This is a genomic window from Mesorhizobium sp. B2-4-14 (genome assembly GCF_006442155.1).
Taxonomy (GTDB): Bacteria; Pseudomonadota; Alphaproteobacteria; order Rhizobiales; family Rhizobiaceae; genus Mesorhizobium.
The window spans coordinates 115071-137460 of the sequence record NZ_VFVA01000008.1 but is presented as its reverse complement, the minus strand read 5'-3'; the positions used below and the strand labels follow the sequence as shown (position 1 = coordinate 137460).

15 protein-coding genes are annotated in these 22390 nt (G+C 58.7%); 9 read left to right on the top strand and 6 right to left on the bottom strand.

The window, feature by feature from the left end:
* The first annotated feature begins 45 nt into the window (after positions 1-45).
* Entirely contained in the window at positions 46-2376 is a 2331-nt protein-coding gene (locus FJ938_RS10150) for an ATP-binding protein (RefSeq protein ID WP_140693264.1), read from the top strand.
* A gap of 91 nt (positions 2377-2467) precedes the next feature.
* On the opposite strand, the gene FJ938_RS10145 is transcribed toward FJ938_RS10150, so the two are convergent.
* Positions 2468-2842 (bottom strand): histidine kinase dimerization/phosphoacceptor domain-containing protein, encoded by a 375-nt coding sequence (locus tag FJ938_RS10145; protein ID WP_181169051.1) that lies wholly within the window; start codon positions 2840-2842, stop codon positions 2468-2470.
* A gap of 871 nt (positions 2843-3713) precedes the next feature.
* Here FJ938_RS10145 and FJ938_RS10140 point away from each other — a divergent pair.
* The 3 genes from FJ938_RS10140 (at position 3714) to galE (ending at position 7128) form a co-directional block, all read left to right on the top strand.
* Positions 3714-4781 carry a cyclic nucleotide-gated potassium channel gene (locus tag FJ938_RS10140; RefSeq protein WP_140693258.1) on the top strand — a complete coding sequence of 356 codons (1068 nt, stop codon included), beginning with the start codon at positions 3714-3716 and terminating at the stop codon, positions 4779-4781.
* Between the two features lie 401 nt (positions 4782-5182).
* Positions 5183-6157: a UDP-glucuronic acid decarboxylase family protein gene (locus FJ938_RS10135; protein ID WP_140611945.1), complete on the top strand. Its 975-nt coding sequence runs from the start codon at positions 5183-5185 to the stop codon at positions 6155-6157.
* Complete coding sequence (gene galE / locus FJ938_RS10130; RefSeq protein ID WP_140611947.1) at positions 6154-7128, top strand: UDP-glucose 4-epimerase GalE; 975 nt, start codon at positions 6154-6156, stop codon at positions 7126-7128. Before FJ938_RS10135 ends, galE begins: the two co-directional genes overlap by 4 nt.
* Positions 7129-7252: 124 nt before the next feature.
* On the opposite strand, the gene FJ938_RS10125 is transcribed toward galE, so the two are convergent.
* Genes FJ938_RS10125 through FJ938_RS10105 form a run of 5 tightly spaced genes read right to left on the bottom strand, consistent with a single transcriptional unit; the run spans position 7253 to position 15247 of the window.
* The gene (locus FJ938_RS10125) at positions 7253-9073 is read right to left on the bottom strand and encodes an ABC transporter ATP-binding protein (protein ID WP_140693255.1); all 1821 of its coding nucleotides are present in this window, start codon (positions 9071-9073) and stop codon (positions 7253-7255) included.
* Entirely contained in the window at positions 9070-10059 is a 990-nt protein-coding gene (locus FJ938_RS10120) for a glycosyltransferase family 2 protein (protein WP_140693252.1), read from the bottom strand. Before FJ938_RS10120 ends, FJ938_RS10125 begins: the two co-directional genes overlap by 4 nt.
* Positions 10056-13070 carry a trifunctional glycosyltransferase/class I SAM-dependent methyltransferase/polysaccharide deacetylase gene (locus tag FJ938_RS10115; protein ID WP_140693250.1) on the bottom strand — a complete coding sequence of 1005 codons (3015 nt, stop codon included), beginning with the start codon at positions 13068-13070 and terminating at the stop codon, positions 10056-10058. Before FJ938_RS10115 ends, FJ938_RS10120 begins: the two co-directional genes overlap by 4 nt.
* A 6-nt stretch (positions 13071-13076) precedes the next feature.
* The gene (locus FJ938_RS10110) at positions 13077-14249 is read right to left on the bottom strand and encodes a glycosyltransferase (protein WP_226890666.1); all 1173 of its coding nucleotides are present in this window, start codon (positions 14247-14249) and stop codon (positions 13077-13079) included.
* A 2-nt stretch (positions 14250-14251) separates the two neighbouring features.
* The gene (locus FJ938_RS10105; RefSeq protein WP_140693247.1) at positions 14252-15247 is read right to left on the bottom strand and encodes a glycosyltransferase family A protein; all 996 of its coding nucleotides are present in this window, start codon (positions 15245-15247) and stop codon (positions 14252-14254) included.
* A gap of 940 nt (positions 15248-16187) precedes the next feature.
* Here FJ938_RS10105 and FJ938_RS10100 point away from each other — a divergent pair.
* The 5 genes from FJ938_RS10100 to wecB are packed head-to-tail and all read left to right on the top strand — an operon-like array spanning position 16188 to position 22390.
* A complete protein-coding gene (locus FJ938_RS10100; RefSeq protein ID WP_140693245.1) occupies positions 16188-18062 on the top strand; it encodes a nucleoside-diphosphate sugar epimerase/dehydratase in 1875 nt (624 codons plus the stop codon).
* Positions 18059-19357, top strand: a complete 1299-nt coding sequence (locus FJ938_RS10095; protein ID WP_210242687.1) for a glycosyltransferase family 4 protein — start codon at positions 18059-18061, stop codon at positions 19355-19357. Before FJ938_RS10100 ends, FJ938_RS10095 begins: the two co-directional genes overlap by 4 nt.
* Positions 19358-19371: 14 nt before the next feature.
* Positions 19372-20244: an SDR family oxidoreductase gene (locus FJ938_RS10090; RefSeq protein WP_140693242.1), complete on the top strand. Its 873-nt coding sequence runs from the start codon at positions 19372-19374 to the stop codon at positions 20242-20244.
* An 18-nt stretch (positions 20245-20262) separates the two neighbouring features.
* Positions 20263-21273 carry a polysaccharide biosynthesis protein gene (locus FJ938_RS10085; protein WP_140693239.1) on the top strand — a complete coding sequence of 337 codons (1011 nt, stop codon included), beginning with the start codon at positions 20263-20265 and terminating at the stop codon, positions 21271-21273.
* Positions 21266-22390, top strand: coding sequence for a UDP-N-acetylglucosamine 2-epimerase (non-hydrolyzing) (gene wecB / locus FJ938_RS10080; RefSeq protein WP_281409095.1), 1125 nt, complete (start codon positions 21266-21268; stop codon positions 22388-22390). Before FJ938_RS10085 ends, wecB begins: the two co-directional genes overlap by 8 nt.

Here is a 22390-nt window from a genome sequence, read left to right as displayed (position 1 = left end):
GATGATAGCAAACGAGTGAGAGCCCCTGCGGCGGAACCGAGATCAATGCGCCACGCGCGTCTCTCCTGGATCGAGTTGGGTGGCTGCCTCCTGCTGGCCTCGCTCGGCTATCTGCTTTGGTTCCAGTTCAGCACTGGGCGGGAAATGGACATCAAGGCCGCGATGCTGGCGTTCCAGGCAGAGAACCAGGCCAAGAATCGAGCAGTCGCGGTCAACATCGAGGCCAGTTTTCGCCAGATGTACCAAGGCATTCGCACGATCGCCCGCTTGCCGACGGTGCGAGCGCTGAGCTCCGAATCCCATTCCTTGCAAGAGGATGCGAGGGTAAGCGCCCAGGAGATCTACAACAATCTGGCGGAAAACCTCTCGGTTTCCGAACTGTACATAGTGCCGGCCAATTTCGATCCGGACCGCGTCGACGCCGATCGGGCGACGCCAGAGGTACCGTTGATGACGTTCGATGAATTTATAGTTGGCAAGAATGCAGATCAGAACTCGGCGCGCTTAGCCTCTTCCGTAAAAAGCAGAGTAGAAGAGGTAGAAATATTTGAGTATCGAGCGATGAAAATCCAGCTCGACTATCTAAACAGAAAATATGGCAACGACAACGTAATCTCGAATCTGAACTATCCTGCAATTGCAAGCAGGGAAGTCATTACATGCGACAACACGCACTACTCGCCGACGGCACCTGATGACGACAATCGCAAGGGCCTTGTCTATTCGGTTCCATTCTTCGGGTTTGACGGAAAACTGCGAGGCATCGTTACCGCGGTCGTGCTGTCCGACGTCCTTACCGAAATTCTGCCGAACGACGGCTATGCGTTAAGCAATGACAGGCTCGGTTTCTACAGGGGGTCCCGTGACGGCCAACTTTGGAGGCAAGTCTCGCCGCGAACCGAAGCCAGTCTCGACAACGTCGCTTATGGCAGCTCGACGCCGCTCGATTTTCCGGATGTCGGGGGAGGATGGAGCCTTTGGTCCGTGGTGCCGACGGCGGTGTTCCTGAAATCACCCGCCGTCCAGTCGATCAACGAGCGTTTCCGCACCGAGGTCATGATCCTAATTTTGGGGAGCGTGGCCCTGGCCGCCGCGCTCCGATGGCTCGCCTATAGAGGCTCGACGGTTGAAAGGCACAATCGGGAGCTCGCCTTGCGCATCGAGGAGCGCACGGCCGAGCTGGCCAATGCCAAGAAGGTAGCGGAGGAGGCCAGTTCCGCCAAAAGCCGGTTCCTTGCCCGGGTCAGCCACGAGATCAGGACGCCTATGCATGCGATAGTCGGTGCGGCGGAGTTGCTACGCGCCAGTCAGCCCGACAGGCGTGCGCAGGCCAAACTTGAGATCATCGACCATGCCAGCCAGACATTGCTCGACATCGTCAACCAGGTGCTTGATCTGTCGGCGATCGAACACGGCAAGCTGAACGTCAACTCGGTCGAGTTCGAGCCTTCGACGCTTTTGTTGGAAACATGCGACATGATGCGGGCCGTTGCCGACCGCAAGGGACTGACGATCGCCGTCGAATGCGCTTCGAACACGCCCGCCCGCTACCGCTCGGATCCGGCGCGCATTCGCCAAATCCTGGTGAACCTGATCGCGAACGCCCTGAAGCATACTCCGGCCGGCGGAGTGACCGTCCGGGTCAGTAGCGAGGTATCCGGCATTCTCGCCTTTGACGTCGTGGACACGGGTTCGGGCATCGCAGAGGACGATCGCGAGCATATCTTCCAGGAATTCTATCGCGGTGCCAATTCGGACGGGTCGGGACTGGGGCTGGCAATCAGCCGCCAGCTTGTCGAACGGCTCGGCGGAACCATCCAGGTCAGCGAAGCTCACCCACATGGCGCTCACTTCCGCTTCACCATCGCCATCGAACCGGCGGCCGCAATTCCCATCGCACGCGAAGAACCTAGCCTGCCGGAGCCGAAGCGGAAGCTTTCGACCGCGGCAGGGCCGGCGATACGCATCCTGTTGGCGGAAGACAATGAGCGTGTCCGCGGACTGCTCGAGGAAACCCTTCGCCAGTTTGGCTGCCTTGTACAAGTGGCCAGCGATGGAGAGGGGGCGGTCGCCGCAGTTCGCCACACCAGTTTTGACGCAATTCTGATGGACTGCTCGATGCCGAAGCTCGACGGAATTCGTGCCACTTCCAGGATCCGTGAGATCGAGGCGGCCTCAGCCCCCGACTGTCGTCGGGCCCGTATCATTGCCTTGACAGCCAGCGCATATGCCAGCGATCGCGAAGCATGCCTGCGGGCAGGAATGGACGATTTTCTAAGCAAGCCATTCAAACGGGAAGAGCTCTTTCGTGTCTTGGGAATTGCCGGCGAAGCAACGGGCAACGCCAGTGCAGTTTTGGCACCGGTTGCGGAGTAGAGTAGCGCTGTCCGATTTCGTATGGCTGCGCCAAGCGCCGGGAGCATAGAAAAGCAGGGCCACTGGTCAGTATCTTCCTGGACCAGGCCTGTCACGCCAGCTGGCGCGAGATCTGCCGGAGATCGTTCAGCGCGTCGACGCTCGCCGACTTCACATCCTGAATTATCTGTCTGGGCACCGGTTGGGCGCTGCCTTCGGTGTCTCGCAACATGTCTTCGAGTTCATCGAGGCGCAGTATTGCATAGGTGAGCATTTGTGCGGGGCCATCATGGATGCGCTGGCCGATTCCTTCGTGGTGCAGGCCATGGGCGCGCCGGAAGACGACAACGATTGCGCCGAGCATGATGGCCCAAACGAGAGCGACTGCTGCGGCCACATGTGTTCTGCCGAGAACTGCATCCGGACCGGTCGTCGCCCCAACTGCCACGGAGATGTATTGATCGATCCACCAGCCGAGGGCGATCATCGAAAGGGAAACGACGACAACGAGAAAGACACAATGCCGAATCGCCCGAGGCGAATGCCTGAGCCAAGCCCGTGCACAGTTGAATCCACGTGCTGCGGCACAAACTGCCTGCCAGGCGCGAGCCGTAAGTCCAATCGCCTTTCCCCTACCATTTCCAGCCATATTGTTCCTCATGGCGAGCGCAAAACAGGTGAATAGACGTTAGAAAAAAAACTTTCAAAAATTTCATGAATCTCGGTTGCGTTAAAATTTACGCTGCGCCCGAACACTACATTTCGCAATGAGCCTCGCATCCGGTTCGCGATCTTGTGTGACAGAATAGGTCCGTTGCCGGTGGGCGGCAACGGTCTGGAAGGCTTGCCAGCTTCGCCAAGCAGATTTTGATCCGGGCGCCGTTGACCGTCAAAAAGGATTGGTGCAGTTCCTGGTCGGCTACAGAGAAATTCTGGAGGAACAGTTCCGAAGGACGTCGTGCCCGCTATTGACTGGACACTGCTTGGGGATCGCTGAAATCGCTACAGCGAACCTTAGATGTCAGTGCAGTAATGCAGCCTGCCGATCATTGGCCGTGCCCTAGCAGCCCCAATACTCCGGTGTGGGCGCGCTGGTGCCTTCTCTTTCGATTCACTTGCGTCGGTGTGGGAGGCTCAAAACGTCCCTACATAAAACCTGCCCATCGGCTTGTCGTCCTTCATCCATCCGGGCTTTGAGGGCCGGTTGTGTGTGGCCTGTCTGTTCACGTCCGGTCACGAAGCAATCCCGGACATCTGAGTTCACCGTTGGTGATGCACATCGCAGTGACAGTAAGCGCCTTTACGCTTGCCTTGAAGACATTCTATTTTGAAGGATACTAGCCGCTCGTGGGCACAGAATGTCGGTACTGCCTTTCTTGAGAATTTACGCGCCGCTCAACGCGGTGCTGGCCGCGCCTGGGCTTCTGGCGGTGGCTGCGCTCACGATACCGGACATGCCCGGACGAAGCAGACTCGCTCTGGCCGTCCTGCTTGCTGTCATTTGGGGCGCCTATCTCCTGCAAATGGGCGCGACGCTGCTCAAGCACCGGGCGGGAGACGTACGGAACTGGACGCCGGTAATCGCCATCGATGTGCTCGCGGTTTTGGTTCCACTCGCCGCATTTCTGTTCGTCGGCACGCCCGACCGGAGCCTCTACTGTGCTGTCTGGCTGCTGAAACCGCTGCGTGACTCGACGTTCTTCCCGGTGCTGGGCAGGGTCCTAGCCAACGAAGCGCGCAACCTGATCGGCGTCACCACGCTCTTCGGCGTCGTTCTGTTCGCCGTCGCGCTCGCGGCTTATGTCATCGAGCGCGACTTTCAGCCCGAAAAGTTCGGCAGCATCCCCCAGGCAATGTGGTGGGCGGTGGTCACGCTGTCCACCACCGGCTATGGCGACGCTATTCCGGAAAGCTTCGCCGGTCGCGTCCTTGCCGGGGTGGTCATGATGAGTGGCATCGGCATCTTTGCGCTTTGGGCTGGCATTCTTGCCACCGGCTTCTATCAAGAGGTCCGTCGCGGGGATTTCGTCCGTAATTGGCAATTGGTCGCCGGCGTGCCGTTGTTTCAGAAGCTCGGCCCGGCCGCGCTAGTCGAGATCGTGCGCTCGTTAAGACCCCGCGTCCTGCCGGCGGGCGCCGTGATCTGCCGCAATGGCGAGCGCGGTGATCAGATGTTCTTCGTCGTGGAGGGGCGCGTCAGCGTTGCGCTGCCGAACCCGGTGGAGCTTGGCCCTGGCGCCTTCTTCGGCGAGATGGCGCTGATCAGCGGCGAACCGCGTGCGGCGACCGTCAGCGCCGCAACGGTGGTCTCACTCCTGTCGCTGCACTCGGTGGATTTCCAGATGCTGTGCAGCAGCAGCCCAGAGATCGCGGAAATCATCCGCAAGACAGCGCTCGAACGGCGCGGCGCGGCGCCGATGGCGTGACCGTACCAGGTGTGCAGTTCCCGGACTGTATTGGTGTGTCATCGATCTTGAGTACCGAAATCGACGGATAATTTCCTCGTACTGCGCCCCTTTCCCAGGGTGGCCTCTGTCAGAGAAATACGGGAATCCCGACGCTGGGAGTATCGTATGACAATGCTGGCATATGCGCTGTTAGCCAGCGACAACAAACGGCTCGTTTCAGCAAGATCCTGAGACAGCGTGGTTGTCCAGCAAGGCGAGCCGCAGAGCATCATCCTCAACCCCCGGAATACGCCTCGGCGCGGGCGCATCCGGCAATGATGTCTTGTCGGTAATGTAAATTGAAGGCGGCGTGCTGTTGAATCGCCCAACTGTCCGGCTAGTTTATTAGGGATGTCTAAATTGGCCGGAAGGGTTCGAAAATGCAGCGGGCGAAACGAGTTCTGGTGACGGGGGGCGCGGGTTTTCTGGGATCGTTCTTGTGCGAGCGACTGCTTGGTGAAGGTCACGAGGTTACATGTGTCGACAATTTTTTCACCGGAAGCCGAAGAAACGTCTCGCATTTCCTCGACAACAGGTCCTTCGAGATCATTCGTCACGACGTCACCTTTCCACTCTACGTTGAGGTCGACGAGATCTACAATCTTGCCTGTCCTGCGAGCCCCGTTCACTACCAGTTCGATCCGGTCCAGACGACCAAGACCAGCGTCCATGGGGCGATCAACATGCTGGGGCTGGCCAAGCGCGTTCGCGCCAAAATTCTTCAGGCGTCCACGTCGGAAGTTTACGGCGACCCTGAAATTCATCCGCAGACCGAGGACTATTGGGGCAGGGTAAACCCGATAGGACCCCGTTCCTGCTACGACGAAGGCAAAAGATGTGCCGAAACTCTGTTTTTCGACTATTGGCGCCAGCACAAGCTGCGGATCAAGGTCGCGCGCATCTTCAACACATACGGCCCGAGGATGCGTCCGGACGACGGCCGTGTCATTTCCAACTTCATCGTCCAAGCGTTACAGAACGAGCCGATAACAGTGTACGGGACGGGCCAGCAAACACGTTCATTTTGCTATGTCGACGATCTCATCGACGGTCTGGTTCGCTTGATGCAGACCGATGACGATGTTACCGGTCCGATCAATCTTGGCAATCCAGTCGAATTTACGATGCTCGAGCTCGCCAATCTTGTGATCGAGATCACTGGAAGCCGGTCGGCGATTAAATTCACGCCGTTGCCAATTGACGACCCAAAGCAGCGGCAGCCCGATATCGGGAGCGCCTTGCATGAGCTCAATTGGAGACCAAAAACCGCATTGCGCGATGGTCTTGCCAAGACCATCGCCTATTTCGAAAGCTTGGTTTCGTCGAAACATTTACGATCGACCGCTGCCGAATGAAGACTGTCCTGGTTACCGGCGGGGCCGGCTATATCGGATCGCACTGTTGCAAGGCGTTCGCTGAATCCGGCTGGTCGGTCGTCGCATATGACAATCTCTCGCGCGGTTGGCGCGACGCGGTCAAATGGGGGCCGATTGTCGAGGGCGATATTTCCGACGCCGCGACCGTGTCGGCGGCGCTACGACAATATCGGCCTGATGTGGTGGCGCATTTCGCCGCCTATGCCTATGTGGGCGAGTCCGTCGAGCACCCCGAACTCTATTACCGAAACAACAGTTTCGGGTCGCTGGTCTTGCTCGAGGAAATGTTGAAGGCCGGCGTCGACAAGCTCATCTTTTCCAGCACCTGCGCATCTTATGGCGTTCCGGTTCGCTCGCCGATCGATGAAATGCATCCGCAGTCGCCCATCAATCCCTATGGATGGTCGAAATTCATCATAGAACGGATGGTGGACAATCTGTCGTCTGCCCATGGCCTGAACGCAGTCATACTCCGGTATTTCAACGCGGCCGGATGCGATCCTGACGGCGAGGTCGGTGAGCGGCATGAACCGGAAACACACGTCATACCGCTCGCCATCGAGGCGGCGATCAGGCCGGACCGGATTTTTACCGTCAACGGCACCGACTTCGATACCCGCGATGGAACCGCGGTACGGGACTATGTCCATGTCACCGATCTCGCGCGTGCTCACGTCCTGGCAGGGGAGAAGCTTCTCCGCGACAGGGGTGTCGACGTCTACAATCTCGGGACGGGAACCGGAACGACGGTGAAGGAACTGGTCGATGCGGTGAACCGAGCTTCGGGGTCGCGCCTTCCGGTGGTCTACGGCCCGCGCAGGGCAGGTGACCCGCCAGCGCTCGTAGCCGCGGCAGGCAAGGCGTACCGGGAACTTGGCTGGACACCCGAGCAATCTGGAATCGACAGGATCGTCGAGACGGCACTGGCTTGGTATCGTAGCCGATTGTGAATTGTGATGGGTACGACACTCCGCCAGCTGGCCTGCCCGCCCGTCATCAAGAGAGCAACCGCGCCGGCCGAAACTGTCGATTCCATTGCCCCGCGCCGGACCGACACGCTGGGGATCGAGGACGTCACGGCCCCTCACTTTCAGCCTCGGACGCACGTACGACTTCGTGCTGGCGATGTTGATATTGAGGAACGACGAGTGAGGCAGGCCCTTGGCTGATGACTCTGCCGTTCTCGATCCAAATGACATTCGCGGCCTCACGCGCCGTGTCGATGCGGTGCGTGATCAGCAAAATTGTCCTGCTACCAAGCTGCCTATCAATCGCACGCCGCACCTGGTCCTCGAGCGCGGTATCGAGTGCGTTCATCGCCTCATCCAGGATCAGGAGGTCCGGATCGCGCAATACAGCCCGCGCCAGGCCAATGCGCTGCCGTTGGCCACCGGAAAATCGCAGTCCCTCCTGTCCGATCCAGGTGTCATAACGGGCTGGAAGGCCCTCGACGAATGCCGAGACACCGGCACTGCGGGCGGCGGCAATGATCTCTTCTTCGGTCGCATCGGCTTTGGCCATTCGGATGTTCTCCGTCACCGTGCCCTCGACGAGGTCGACGTCCTGACCGGTCACGGCGATCTTGGATAGCCAATCGTCCCGCCTGATTTCCGCGAGCCGGGTGCCGTCAATCATGATGTCGCCGGAGGTCGGTTCGTATAGCCGCAGAAGAAGATTCACGATCGTGGTCTTGCCGGCGCCACTTGCACCGATCAGCGCCGTAGTCACTCCGGCTGGAATCTCGAGCGACAGGTCGGTGAGCACCGGCGTGCTTGGATCATACCCAAAGCTTACGTGGTCGAAGACGATACTCGCGTTCAAATCCCTGAGCGCGATTGTGCCCTGCGATGGATATTCCTTGTCCTCGGAGCGGATCATCTCCAACACCGAGCGCAGCTGTGGCTGCATCTGAGCCAGAAACAGCAGGTTGCTTTCGAACTCCTGCGTATGCGGCTGCAATCGATACAGCAGCGCGACAGCGGCCAGTGTCACCTCGAAGCTGATGTGCCACCACCCGGAGACCAGAACGATAGTGCCCAACATTCCCAGATAACCGATCTCGGTGGTTGGGCCGATCCACGACGAAAGGCGGATCATGGACAACGAGGCGTTGCGCGCGGCCGCTGACGATTGCACGAAACGGCGCTGATGGAGCGCCTCTTGTCCATAGGCGCGTATGGTGCGCAACGCCTGGAGCGTCATCAGCATGTGCTCGCCGAGCGATTGATGGATCTTCTTTACCTGATGCCCCAGGTCACGCGCGGGCCGCGAAAAGATGCGCAAGATCGCGGAGATCGCAACTGAGCCGAGAGCTGCGATCAGCAGGATCTTCCAGGAGATCATGAGCAGGAAGACGGCGAAGACGAAGATCGAGCAGCTATTTATGATGAGTCGGGTGACCGCCCCATAGGACTGCGCGACCAGCCACGATTCGGTCCCGAGCACCTCCATGAGTTGCGATTGCTCGTGCTGCTGGATGGATCCGAAAGCGACCCTGAGATATTGTTGGTGGATGAGGTTGCGCACGCGTTCGCTGATCCGTTCGCCAATGCTGGAGCTTATCAACGAATACACCAGCGCTAGTGCTCCCCGCGCGAGGATGAGCAGGAGGATGGCAACGGCGAGCCGAGTGGGACTACCGAACCAGGCGACTGCCAGGCCCAGCGCTCTGCCCTGAAGGCCACCTCCTGCTTCCGTGATCCGATCGGACACCAGATAGAGGAACAGCAGGATCAGCGTGATGCCGAGCGTCTCGGCCAAGGACGACAGAAAGCCGAGCGCGAGCAGCACCGGGGTCGCCCAGCGCGGCTTTCCAACGATGCGAAGCAGCTGCGAAAGATCGCGCAACGAAGCACGGACCGCACCGCGGCGTGTGGGGCCGTTGGCTTCGCTCATTTCAGTTCCCCGGTCGGGAAGCGCGCGGTCACCTGCGAGCGGATCGGCCGGCGACCACGCACCAGCCTCGTCACGACGCGCTTGGCCAAATGCGCGCCGACCCATGGCAAATCGATGACGATTATCCGCATAGCGATCGCAGGATGATGGCGAAGCAATAGCGACAGGATCGGAAGCACATAGCGTGATTGCCGCTGGCGCAACGTTCGCTCCAGGAGCCAGACCGAATAGAAATGCAACCCCTCACGCAGCGTGGATGCCGCATCCGGGTGGCGGCCGAGCATCTCGTCCACCACAAGCATCCAGGATCGCAGCATGCGCGTCATGTTGCTTGACATATTCCCCGGAAGGTAACGATATCCGACCAGCGGCTCTTCGACGACTTCGAAGTGGTATCGTTCGGCGACGCGACAATAGAAGAGGATGTCTTCACAACCTTGCGCGCCCGCCTCGCGCAGTCCGCTCTCGAAACCGCCGGCGTCTATCAGTGCCTGCCGGCGTACCAGGGCGGCGCTGCCGTTACCAACGAAATTGCCGTGGAAGAGGCGTTCAAGCACATCGCCCCGCCAGTTTGGCCGATGCTGATCATCAGTTACCTTGCCTTGGGCGTCGACCACCAAATACCAGCAGTAGACGAGCCCAACTTTCTCGTTTGTCCGGTCGAACACAGCCAGCTGCCGCTCGATCTTGGTCGGCGCCCACAGATCGTCGGCATCGACAAAGGCGATCAGATTGGATCTCGCCGCTTGCCAACCCGTATTGCGAGCAGCGGCCACGCCGGCGTTTGCCTGCTCGATCAGCCGCATCCGCGGGTCGATCTCCATGTGACGTCGGGCAATGGCGACAGTCTGGTCGCGTGAACCGTCGTCGACGACAATAATCTCAAGCGCGCGGTGAGACTGCGAGCGAACGCTGCGGAGCGTCTCGTCGATTGTATCTTGCGCGTTGTGCGCGGGGATAATGACACTGACAAGTTCACCGTTCATTCGAGTGCGGCCTCCAGAATGGCGACAAAGTCATCGAGCGAACGATCGCCGCGAATCTCGATGCGGGGAAGGTCGATCGGATCGCAATCGAGGTCCGCCGGCCCGTGCCTGCCGCCGAAGCCGGTTCGATAGCCGCACTCCCTGGCCAGCCGGCCAAGCCGCCGGTCGGTGACAGAGAAAGGCGCCGCGAACGTCGTCGTTGGCCGGCCGGTCCATCGTTCGACGAACATGCGGGAGCGCAGCAGTTCGGCGGCCAGCTCGGAGCTCGACAGACCGTCGATGGCACGATGCGTCGCCATATGGCTTCCGAAGAACGCACCTTCGCCGGCGAGGCGCCGCACCGTCCCGGCGTCCACGAGCGGCGTCGGCGGACCGCAGTCGGCATCCCACTTGGCACTGTCCCCCACCAGATCCGTCACCAGGAACACTTCCGCGGTCAAGTCGTTCCCGCGCAAGATCGGCCAGGCATGGTCGGCAAAGTTCTGGAAGCCGTCATCGAACGTGATCAGCACCGGGCGGCCAACGAAAGGGTGACGGTTGGCGATGAACCATTCCAGCTGCTCGGACATGATCGCGTGGAAGCCGTTGGCGCGCAGCCACGCCATCTGCTCGGCAAACGCGGCGGGCGCCAACCGGAAACGGGCGAGCGCGGCCGGCCCATCATCGGCGACGCCATGATACATGAGGACGGGGATACGCTGCCGCCGCTCGCTGCGCGCGACATCGCGGCGCAAGGCCCGCGCCCCGCCCCAGACGATTTTTCGCGCGACCTCCCTTTCGATGGGCGCGCGGATTGGCACATGATCAATCATAGGTTCCGCCGCCACATCTTCAGGTGAAAGGCGGCGGAAGCGGTCTATGCGATAGAGCTCGGTCTGGATCGATTGCTCGAGCACGAGGCCTTCGGTCGCCGCCAGCGTCTCCGAGATCGCCTGTGCACCGAATGTGTTCCAGTCGAAGCCCGTCCGTTCCAAATTGTCACGCAGCACGAATGCGTGTGCGCTGACGAAACTGCCGCCAGGCGCCAAAGCCTCGACGAGTTTTTTGGCGATGCGCCGCAACTCGGCGAGATCATCCAAATAGTAGAGGACTTCCGAACAGACGATCAGATCCATCTCGCGCGGCAGCGTGTCGGCAGAGAGATCCAGCACCCCGAACTCGACATTCGGCTGATCGCCGCATCGCGCGCGCGCGCGCTCGATGGCTACGGCGGAGATGTCGGTCGCGGTCAAATGGCCCACTCGCGGCGCCAGCTGCCGCGTGAAATGGCCCTCCGCGCAGGCCAGCTCGAGCGCCCGGCCGATTGGGCCGGCCGGCAGAATTTCGAGCTGCCGCTCATATTTTTCCTGTTCATAGGCCGAACCATAGTTCCAGGGATCCTCGGTCGCGAAATGGCGATCCCAGAACGACGCGCGATCATTGTCGCGCCCACCGTCGGCCGGTGCGTGACGCGGCGCTGCAAGAGGCTCCGCAACTTCGGCGCTCGAGCCCATCAACTGCTGGGCTTCCGCCGCCAACCGCGCGAGCCTGCCGTAGTGGCTGTCTTGATCAGACCGGCGTCCCGCCATGGACAGCAATGCCGATGCTGCAAGCATGTCTGACTTGTCGGCTCCGGCGTTCTGTTGCAGAGCTGGTACGAGCGATCGGCCCGCCAGCCGCGCAACGCCCTTCCAGAAGCGGAACGCCATGCGCCGATGGCCGGAGAGGCCGCGTATGATCTCCCGAGGAGGCACGAGATCCAGGATCAATTCCATCCAATGACGCCTCGTCACTTTCCCGAGTGCACCGAACTGCACCAAAGCCTCGATCTTGCCGTCGATCATCAGGTAGGCGTAGATTTGATCGATCCCTTCCGGCAGTTCGGTCGAGGTCGGATTTCGGGCATCGACGCGAATCCCTAGTGTCCGCGCTAGCGGACGCGGCGCGGCAAGGTCGTCGAAGTCGAGAAGCATTTGCTCAAGGTGATATTGGACGCGGCGACCCGCCACGGGATTGTCCCAGACCTGGCCGAGTTCGACGATCAATTTGCTTAAGGGGCCGCCGAACCCCGCCCATCTGGCAGCCAATTGCGCCGGCCCCGACAGGCTTCCCACCATCAGGCCGTCGAAAATCACCTTGGCGACCTCACGCGCCCACTTACGTCCCACGGGGAGCGCGCGCAGGGGCTCCGGGTTGGCCAGGCGCGAGCCGCTGCCGCAATCCGACGCGGCATTCCACAACGCGAACCAGGCGAGCGCTTCGGAAGCGGTGCGGCCGTTCGCCGGGATCGCCCCCTTGGCGTGCGCCGGGGCTGGGTGTTTGACCCTGGGGTCGGCAGAAAAGCCGCGGGCGATGACGATTTCCGCGTCTGCCAGCATCTGCGTTGAATTGCGGGTGAGCGAGTTGGGGCTGGCCCGATAGAAAGCGAGCGGCTCGTCGACCATCAGCCAATTTTTGCCCTGACGTGCGACGCGCTGCCACAAATCCCAGTCCTCGCAGGTGCGCAGCGACACATCGAAACCGCCCAGCTCGACGATTGTCGCCCGATCGATCAGCAGCGCGTGCGTGCGGATGCCGCACCGGCGCGCGAATGTCTCGAAGGGCTCGATCGCAACCTCGGTCGCGATGCTCGGCGGGGTGAGTGCGCCATCGGGCATCACGCGCCGGGAACCACAATAGGCGGCCACGGCATCGGGCGCGGTTTTCAGCGCGGCCAGCATCTTGGCAAGGAAGCCGGCGTCCACCCAGTCGTCCGCGTCCAGGAACATCAGCCAGCGGCCGCGCGCTGTCGAAATCCCCTTGTTGCGCGCGCCGGCGGCGCTGTGGGCGCAAGACTTCAGCGTCCGAAATCGGGCGTCGCCTTCCATATAGCCGGCGATGATCGCGGGGGTGCGGTCCGTGGAGGCGTCGTCGACGACGATCGCCTCCCAATCAGCAATATCCTGACCGACAAGGCAATCGAGCGCCTGCGCCAGCGTCACCTCCGCATTGTGCGCAGGCACCACGATCGAAACCAGGGGATGATGCACCACGCCGTCTTACCCGCGCCTGGTTCGGAGGTAGAACAGGAGCCCCGACACATAGCCGGCGATTTCCTGCCAAAGGAAACGATCCTCAGGGACCCTGCGTCCAAGCAGCCTCCTGCGAACCCTGCCGAGATACCAAAGCGGCTTCCATTTGAACGCCTGTCTCAAATTCGCCCTGACGCCAGTCCGTTCATGCTGGACGAGCAAAGCGGCTGAGTGACCGCGCATGTAGAAGTAGATTTGCTTGGCCAGGCCTTCCATCGTCCGCCTGTGGAAATGGAACGCGACGGAGGTGGGCTGGTAGCGGCAGTCATATCCATTGGCGAGCAGCCGATACCAATATTCGGAGTCTCCAGAACATCCGGCCTGACCGACGTCGAGACGCTCGTCAAACAGCCCGGCGTGGTCAAACACGTCGCGCCGGAACGCCATGCTGGCGCCAGCCCCAACTTTCCAGGCAGGGAATACCTCGTGCTTGCTGGCGGCAAAATCGGCCGCGCGGAAAATCCGAGGTGTATAGCCTTGCCCGAAACTCCAGAATGTCTCGAAATAACGCTGCGCTTCGGTGGTAATCTCGGCGGGCAGCACAAGACCCGTCACCGCGCCGATCGAAGGTCTGTCAAATGCTGTGACCAGCCGCTCAAGCCATTGCGGATGAAGCAGAACGTCATCGTCCGTGTAGGCAACGATCTCGGAGGATGCACGCTCAGCGCCTCGATTTCGGGCAATATCCAAGCCGGGTCGGTCCTCGCGGACATAGATTGCGCCGGCAGCGAGCGCTACCTCGCGCGTTTCGCCGCCTGCCGACGCGTTGTCGACCACAATGACCTCCGCGGGCGGAAGGGTTTGCAGAGGGAGCGAGGAGAGGCAGCGCCGCAGCTCTTTCGGCCTGTCGCGCGTACAGATGACCACGCTGGCGCTCGGCAGGTCCAGAACCGGTGGAGCCGGGCTTGAGTCTTGAGCGATCGCAATTGGGGCAATGCGGCACTCCCCGTCGCTCGCCCTGAGCAAATGCCCGACCGGCAGCCCGCCGCGCCACAAGACGATCATGCCGGCATCGCAGTCCTCAGGAGCACCTTGGATGTCTAGATCCACGTGGCGGACACCTACGCAGCCGTCCACGCCAAACATCTCCCGCAGTTCTGCCTCCAGCACATTTACGTGCCCGTCTGGAGTGGATGACATTTTCACCAGCTCATTTCGCTATAAAGAGGCCGAAATTCGGCGTCTTTGTTTAGCATCCGTTTCACTCGAAGCTTGATCCAGCGAGGAACCAGCCTGGCCCGGCAATATGCGTCTACGATGTCAGGCAGACCAGAAATCGCGGTGCGTGGGTCCAGGACGACGGACTTCTTCAGCAGTTCGTAGGCCGCGAAAAACCGTCCCTCAATCAAAGCTCTTGTGGCAAGCCAATGGATCATGTCGACCAGATGGGCATCGAGATCGCCCCCGAATTGCGGATATTTTTCACGAAACTCGGCAAGGACGATTTCGCAGGAACGAAGCATCTGCATGACATCGCTCGACATGTTGACGTTCGTCATTCGGTAGCCCACAAGATGTTGAGGCACGACACGGAACTCGTAACTTTCCGCTATTCTGAGGCACATCAGAAGATCCTCGCAGCCTTGTGCGCTCTTGGCCCGCAAGGACGAATCGAATTGTCCCGCTTGCTCGAATGCGGAGCGACGTACAAGCATCGAACTTCCATTGCCGACAAAATTTTGTCTGCACATGCGCTGGAGCACATGACCTTGGGCGTCGGGGTGATTATGCAGCGAGAATACCCGACCGTCCTCATCGATATGCGCAAACCAACAATATGCCAGGCCTGCTGAAGAGCCACCTTCCAGCAAGGCGCGCAATTGCAATGCGATCTTGGATGGGGCCCAAAGATCATCCGCATCGACAAACGCTAGAAATTCCGCGTCGGTAGAAGCCGCGCCGCGATTGCGAGCGTGCGCAACTCCGCCATTTGACTGCCTTATGAGGCGTATACGCCGATCTTTATCGGCACAGAAGGCCACGATTGATGCGGACTCATCCGTCGATCCATCGTCGACCACGATAATGTCCAGTGCTTGGTAGTTCTGGCGGCAGATGCTGGTCAGGGTGGAGCGAATGGTTCGCTCCGCGTTGAACATCGGCACCACGACGCCTACTGTGGCATTGTCCTTGACCATCGGGGACTTCGTTTTCTCCGCAAGGTGGTGGAGTTCATGCAGGCACGCCGTCAGTACCGCTCTCTTCAAAGATCGGGGCGAATTCGCGGCAAAAGACGCTATTCTATTAGTTTTTACTAAATAATCATGCAAGCCAGCAGGCTCGGGTGGGCTTGGCAGGTCCACCCATAGTGATTTTTTGCCGCAGGCGGCTTCAGTTACGCGATGTGGCAGACAGAATGGAGTTCGTTCCGGTTCGCGTTTCAGGTCGGACCGGCCGCCATGGGCGGCGGTGTGTCGAGCGAGCGTCGACCGAGGACCGAAAACATTCCGACAGATGATCTTCACTTCTTGTCCAGGCCTGCACACTCTTGTGGCGGCAAGGGCGCATATTAGGTCGTCGCTCGAATGAGAGAGGGTCTTTTGCGTCGATTGGCGGATACGTGGTACACTGCATCAGCGGCGTGTGGGGTTGTCTTAGCCCCGGGTCTTACGTCGGCAGAATTTGAACACGCACCCTGCGTGCCTTGCGAGCCGGACAATGATCCACGCTGACGCCCTCTGCTCGTCATCGCGGTGCACTTCTGGAAATAAGTATTGGACGATCAGGCCATGTGCGGTACAGACTTCTCCGAGCACCGGAGCACCGGACCTCATGTTTGGGTAAGAAGAAAGATATCAGGACAATTGGTTTTAAAATGCGACCTTCCTGCCGGACACTGTCATCTCCGACGCCATGGCAAGCGCAGAACGTGTCGCTGCTGAACCGCACAGGGCGTGGACGATCGTCTCGAATATCGATCGAGAAAGGCCGGAAGCATTCGTGTCTTCAAGGTGAAGCCTAGTGCCTTCCGGTCTCAAAAAATCTGAAGTCGCCCATTCAAAGATCGGGTCCAAGAGGCCCCGCGTCATCTCGCGGCTCTTGACATTGCGCGGTTTGGCCCTCGTGCACGATGGCCTTATGGGGGCCGCCGCGCTGTTGCTGTCATTCGCATTGAGGTTGGACGGCTTCTCGGGGAACTTTTGGAAGTTCGTTGCAGCTGCGGCACTCTTCGGATTCATAGTCAGCATCACTGGCTTTTTCCTTGGGCTCAATCGCGGCGTATGGCGTTACGCATCGCTGTCAGATTTCCTGGCGATCGCCGGCGTAACTACCGCATCTCTCGCCATCTTCACGGTCATCGAATTTCTGGTCGATCGACTGAATTCGATCCCACGTTCTTCCATTCTCATCGCGTGGGCCTTCGCGATCGTGTTTCTGGCCGGGCCGCGTGCCGCATACCGCGTCTATCGGAATCGGCACGATGTTAGAAAGGGGAAGGTTGCCAAAGGAAGCGCCAAGAACGTTCTTCTCATCGGGGCGACCGATAATGCCGAGGCTTTCATAAGAACGATCAAGGAGAGAAAAAGTGCCTCTGTGGAGGTGCTTGCAATTCTCGACGAACGCGGCCGAAGAACTGGGCGAGCGATCCGGGGTATTCCGGTCGTGGGGCCGCTGAACAACCTGCCTCAGATATTGGACCGGTTCGAAGCGCGGGGCCGCCGGGCCGAGGCAATAATCCTTACTCGATCTCGCGAGGAATATCAGCAATACGCCAGCCTCGAGGAGTTGGTGGACGTCGCGGCGCAGCAGAAGGTGGAGTTGCTGGCACTCCCCAATCTGCTCGACATGAAGAGTATCGATGCGGAGATTCAACTTAGCCCGATAAAATTAGAGGATCTCCTGCAGCGTGCGCCCGTGAGGTTAGACACGCAGAAAATCTCCGCCATGATTGGCGGTAAGAACGTGATGATCACCGGAGCCGGAGGTTCGATAGGGTCCGAACTGGCGCGACAGGTATTGGATCTCAGTCCGCTGAGCCTCGTTCTCGTGGATGCCAATGAGTATGCGCTCTATTGCATCAAATCCGAGCTGAGCCAAAAGCATCCTGACCTACCTATCCACGCGGTGCTGTGCAACGTGCGCGAGAGGGAGGCGATCAGCAACGTCGTTGAAACCCACGCACCCAATCTGATCTTTCATGCAGCTGCTCTAAAGCACGTGCCGATGGTGGAGGCTCAACCAATCGAGGGCATTTTCACCAATGCCATCGGTACGCGGAACGTTGCCGACGCCGCATTGCGCTGGAAAGTCTCCAAGATGATCATGGTTTCGACCGACAAGGCAGTAAACCCTGCTAACGTCATGGGAGCCACTAAACGTATGGCGGAAATGTATTGCCAAGCGATGGATATCGATCAAAAGACGTCCACCACGCGCTTCATGACGGTTCGATTTGGCAACGTATTGGGATCAGCCGGATCCGTGGTTCCGCTCTTTGAACAGCAGATAAGGGCCGGCGGCCCTGTAACAGTGACCCACCCGGACATTGTGCGTTTTTTCATGACCATTCCCGAAGCGTGCCTGCTGGTGCTGCAGGCAGCAGCCCATGATCCGGACGACGTTAATGAGCGCGGCCGAATCTTTGTTCTCGATATGGGTTCACCGGTGAAGATTGCTGACCTGGCGAGGAACCTCATCCGCCTATCTGGGCTGCGTCCGGACACCGACATTCAAATCGCTTACACCGGGCTGCGTCCCGGAGAGAAACTCTACGAAGAACTGTTCGACAGTAACGAGACATTGCGTGAGACGGGGTCGCCGGGAATCCTGGCAGCGTCCGCGCGATCCATCGAGCGGGCGATGATCGAGCGCATCTTCGATGAGATGCAGCGTATGATAGATAGACTGGATTTGGAGGGCGCGCTTCGCCTTCTTCAATCGACAGTACCAGAATTCACCGCGGGACCTGATATTCACCTGACAATGAGCAACACGCGCTCGCTACGGCAATGAATTTCATTTACCCGGCAACTGAGGGTCTGCAGACAGAAAGCGGCGCGACCGAGGAGAGATTGCGCGTACTGGTGATCAGCCAGCATTTTTGGCCCGAGAGTTTCAGGATAAATGAGGTTGTCGAATCGCTGCGGCACCAAGGCTGCGACGTTGAGGTCTTGGCCGGGCAGCCGAACTATCCACAGGGCAAGATTTTCGAGGGCTATAGCGCCTTTGGCTTCGGGACCGAGACCCACCCTTCAGGGTACTTGATTCATCGAGTACCCGTGGTGCCTCGAGGCCGCGGCGGCGGAATTCGACGGATATGGAACTACTTCTCATTTGTAATATTTGGAGGGCTGCTGGGCCCGTATCTTACGCGGACCAAGCGATACGACGTCATCTTTGTCTACGCAATCTCGCCCATATTGCAAGGACTGGTGGGCGCCGTTTTCCGGCGTATCAAGGGAGCAGCTCACGTCATTTGGGTGCAGGACCTGTGGCCAGAAAGCCTTGAAGAAACCGGCTTCATAAAAAACAGATGGATGCTGGCAGCGGTCGAGCGGCTCACTGGTTTCATATATCGACGCGCTGACCTTCTACTTGTCCAGTCTCGCGGATTTATCGGGAAGATACAGGCCATTGTGGGTGACGACGTGCCAATCGCGTATCATCCGAACCCCGGTGACAACCCCTTGGCGGAGAGCGCATCCCCTGAGAGTTCATCTCTCAAACTACCCACGGGATTTAACGTCGTGTTCGCGGGTAACCTTGGGACGGCTCAGGCATTGGAGACCGTGCTGGATGCAGCAAGTCACATTCAAGATCCAGAGATATGCATCGTTCTTGTGGGCAGTGGCAGCAGATCCGATTGGCTCAGAACGCAGATCGAGCGGCGTCGCTTGAGCAACGTGGTATTGGCAGGCCGATTTCCAGCCGAGATGATGCCAAGGATATTGGCGCAATCATCGGCGCTTCTTGTCACATTGAAGCGGTCGGCCGCCTTCGGGCTGACCATACCCAGCAAGATTCCAACTTATCTTGCCGCAGGCCGCCCCATTCTGGCCTGTTTAGATGGCGAGGCTGCAGAGATCATTCGTGAAGCCAATGCCGGAATAACGATTCCGGCAGAAGATTCGTTTGGTCTGTCCGAAGCTATGGTGCGGCTCAAAAATATGCCCGAAGAAGCGAGGGAATCCATGGGAGAGTCGGGCCGCGAGTACTTCAAATCGCATTTTGCGCCCGCGCCGCTTGCTCGTCAGCTAATTGATCATTTTCGACATGCACGAAGTAAGCTAGCACGCTCGCGGTTGTAAATCAGGAATCGGTGATGGAACGACAGACTCATCGCAAATTGCTGGTGCTAGGTGCCTCTGGCATGCTGGGCAATGCAGTCTTCAGATTTTTCTCAAATAGTCCTGGCTTTCAAACTTTTGGCTCAATCCGTTCCAGATCCCATCAACGCCTCTTCTCGGAGGAGGTCAGAGGAAATTTGGTCAATCTGCCCGACGCGGAAAACCCCGACGCGCTCCTCGATCTGTTCGCCGACGTGGCACCCGACGTCGTCGTAAACTGCATCGGCTTGGTCAAGCAGCTTTCCTCGGCGAGTGATCCTTTGGTGGCAATCCCCATCAACGCGATCTTGCCACACCGGCTAGCACGACTCTGTAGGATCGCAGGTGCCCGCCTCATTCACATAAGTACGGACTGTGTTTTTGATGGCGCGGACGGCAACTACAGTGAAAGTTCGCGTCCTAACGCATATGATCTCTATGGGAGAAGCAAGCTGCTCGGCGAAGTCGATTACGACAACGCGATAACACTGCGGACTTCGATCATCGGCCGGGAATTGAACAGCGCCCACAGCCTGATCGACTGGTTTCTGAACCAAGAGGGCAGCGTTAAGGGGTTCACGCGGGCGATCTTTTCCGGCTTGCCCACTGTCGAGCTAGCCAGGGTCATCCGCGATTTCGTTCTTCCGAACCCGGCCCTGACAGGCCTTTATCATGTCTCCGCCGCGGCAATCAGCAAACACGATCTCTTGAACATAGTGGCGCAAATCTACGCGAAGGAAATTCGCATCGAGCCGGATGATAGGGTGGGGATCGATCGATCTCTTAACTCATCCCGTTTCCGCCACGCTACCGGATACGAGCCTCCACAATGGCCCGCGCTCATTCAAGCCATGCATGATTTCTGCTAACCAAACGAGACCATAAGTATGTTTTCCAACAAGACGCTGCTCATAACCGGGGGTACTGGATCCTTCGGGAATGCCGTGCTTTCGAGATTTCTAGCAAGCGATTTCGCGGAAATTCGCATATTCAGCCGAGACGAGAAGAAGCAGGAAGATATGCGCTTGGCGCTTCGGGATGAGCGCCTCAAGTTCTACATTGGCGATGTTCGCGACTACCATGCTGTCGACGATGCGGTTCGTGGTGCCGATTACATTTTTCACGCGGCGGCTCTCAAGCAAGTACCTTCCTGCGAGTTCTACCCAATGGAGGCGATCAAGACCAACGTCCTGGGGGCGGAGAATGTACTTCGCGCGGCAATCAGTCATGGGGTTCAGCGGTGTGTCGTGCTCAGCACGGACAAGGCGGTGTATCCAGTCAACGCGATGGGGATGTCCAAGGCTCTAATGGAGAAGATGATGATCGCCAAATCCCGACTGAGCGATTCCGTCCGTACGGTCGTCTGTGCGACACGTTATGGCAACGTGATGGCTTCTCGCGGATCGGTGATCCCTCTTTTTTTGGACCAACTCATGCGTGGCCAACCGCTCACGGTGACCGATCCGAACATGACTCGCTTTCTCATGTCTCTCGACGAATCGGTGGATTTGGTTCTCTACGCCTTCGAGCATGCGCGGTCGGGCGATATTTTTGTTCAGAAGGCGCCAGCTTCCACAGTGGGGGTTTTGGCGGACGCGATGCGGGAGGTTCTCGGACGCGACAACCCCGTGAGAATCATCGGCACGCGGCACGGCGAAAAGCTCTTCGAATCTTTGGTCTCTCGCGAAGAAATGGTTCGCGCAGAGGATCTCGGAAACTACTACAGAATTCCAGCCGACTCGCGCGATCTGAATTACGATAAATATTTCGTAGAGGGGGAGCGGGCGGTTTCAGCTCTCGATGACTATACATCTCACAACACGGTTCGCCTTGATATTGCTCAGGTCAAAGAACTCTTGAGCCGCCTTGATCTAATCAGGGAGGCTATCAGTGCTTAAAGTCATGACTATCGTGGGGACGCGGCCGGAAATCATACGGCTGTCGCGGGTCATCGCCCTGTTCGACGCAAATTTCCAGCACACCCTGGTGCACACAGGACAGAATTACGACTACGAACTGAACGACGTCTTTTTCTCAGAGCTTGGAATCCGGACGCCGGATATTTTTCTCAGGGCAGCCGGGAAATCAGCGGCCGAAACGATAGGGCAGGTGATTATCGCCGCTGACGAGGTGCTGGATAAGCACAATCCAGATGCCTTGCTCATCCTCGGTGACACAAATAGCTGCCTGGCAGCCATCTCTGCGAAAAGGCGTAAGGTCCCCATTTTCCACATGGAAGCGGGGAATCGGTGCTTCGATTTTCGAGTGCCCGAGGAGATTAATCGTCGCATCGTTGACCATATCTCGGACGTCAACCTGACTTATAGCCAAATTGCTCGCGAATACCTGTTGCGAGAAGGGCTGCCGCCTGACCAGATAATCGTCACCGGAAGTCCCATGCGCGAAGTCCTCGAGTACTACCGCGAACCGATCAACGGCTCAGATGTGCTCGGCCGTTTCGGACTCACCCCGGGAAGATTTTTCATCGTCAGCGCACATCGCGAGGAGAATGTCGACGCGCCTGATAGATTGGAAAAGCTGCTGAGGATCATCAATGGGATTGCGGATCGTTACGATGAGCCAGTGATCGTATCGACCCATCCCCGCACGAGGAAGCGCCTGGATGCACTCGGCGTGGATTGCAGTCCTAAGGTAAGGTTCGAAAAGCCGTTTGGCTTCCTCGATTACATAAAACTTCAGAGCTCTGCCCGAGCTGTTTTATCCGACAGCGGGACCATTACGGAAGAGAGCGCAATCCTCAACTTTGCCGCGTTGAATTTGCGCGAAGTGCATGAACGTCCGGAGGGGTTCGAGGAAGCTTCGGTAATGATGGTTGGGTTGGAGCTAGAGCGGATACTTGATGGACTTAAAATCCTCGAAAGCCAACCGCGCGGTGCGGACCGGCTGTTGCGCATGCCGAGCGATTACCATCCCGACAACGTGTCCGAGAAGGTCATGCGAATTATCCTAAGCTATACCGACTTCGTGAACAGGCGTGTCTGGAGAACACAATAG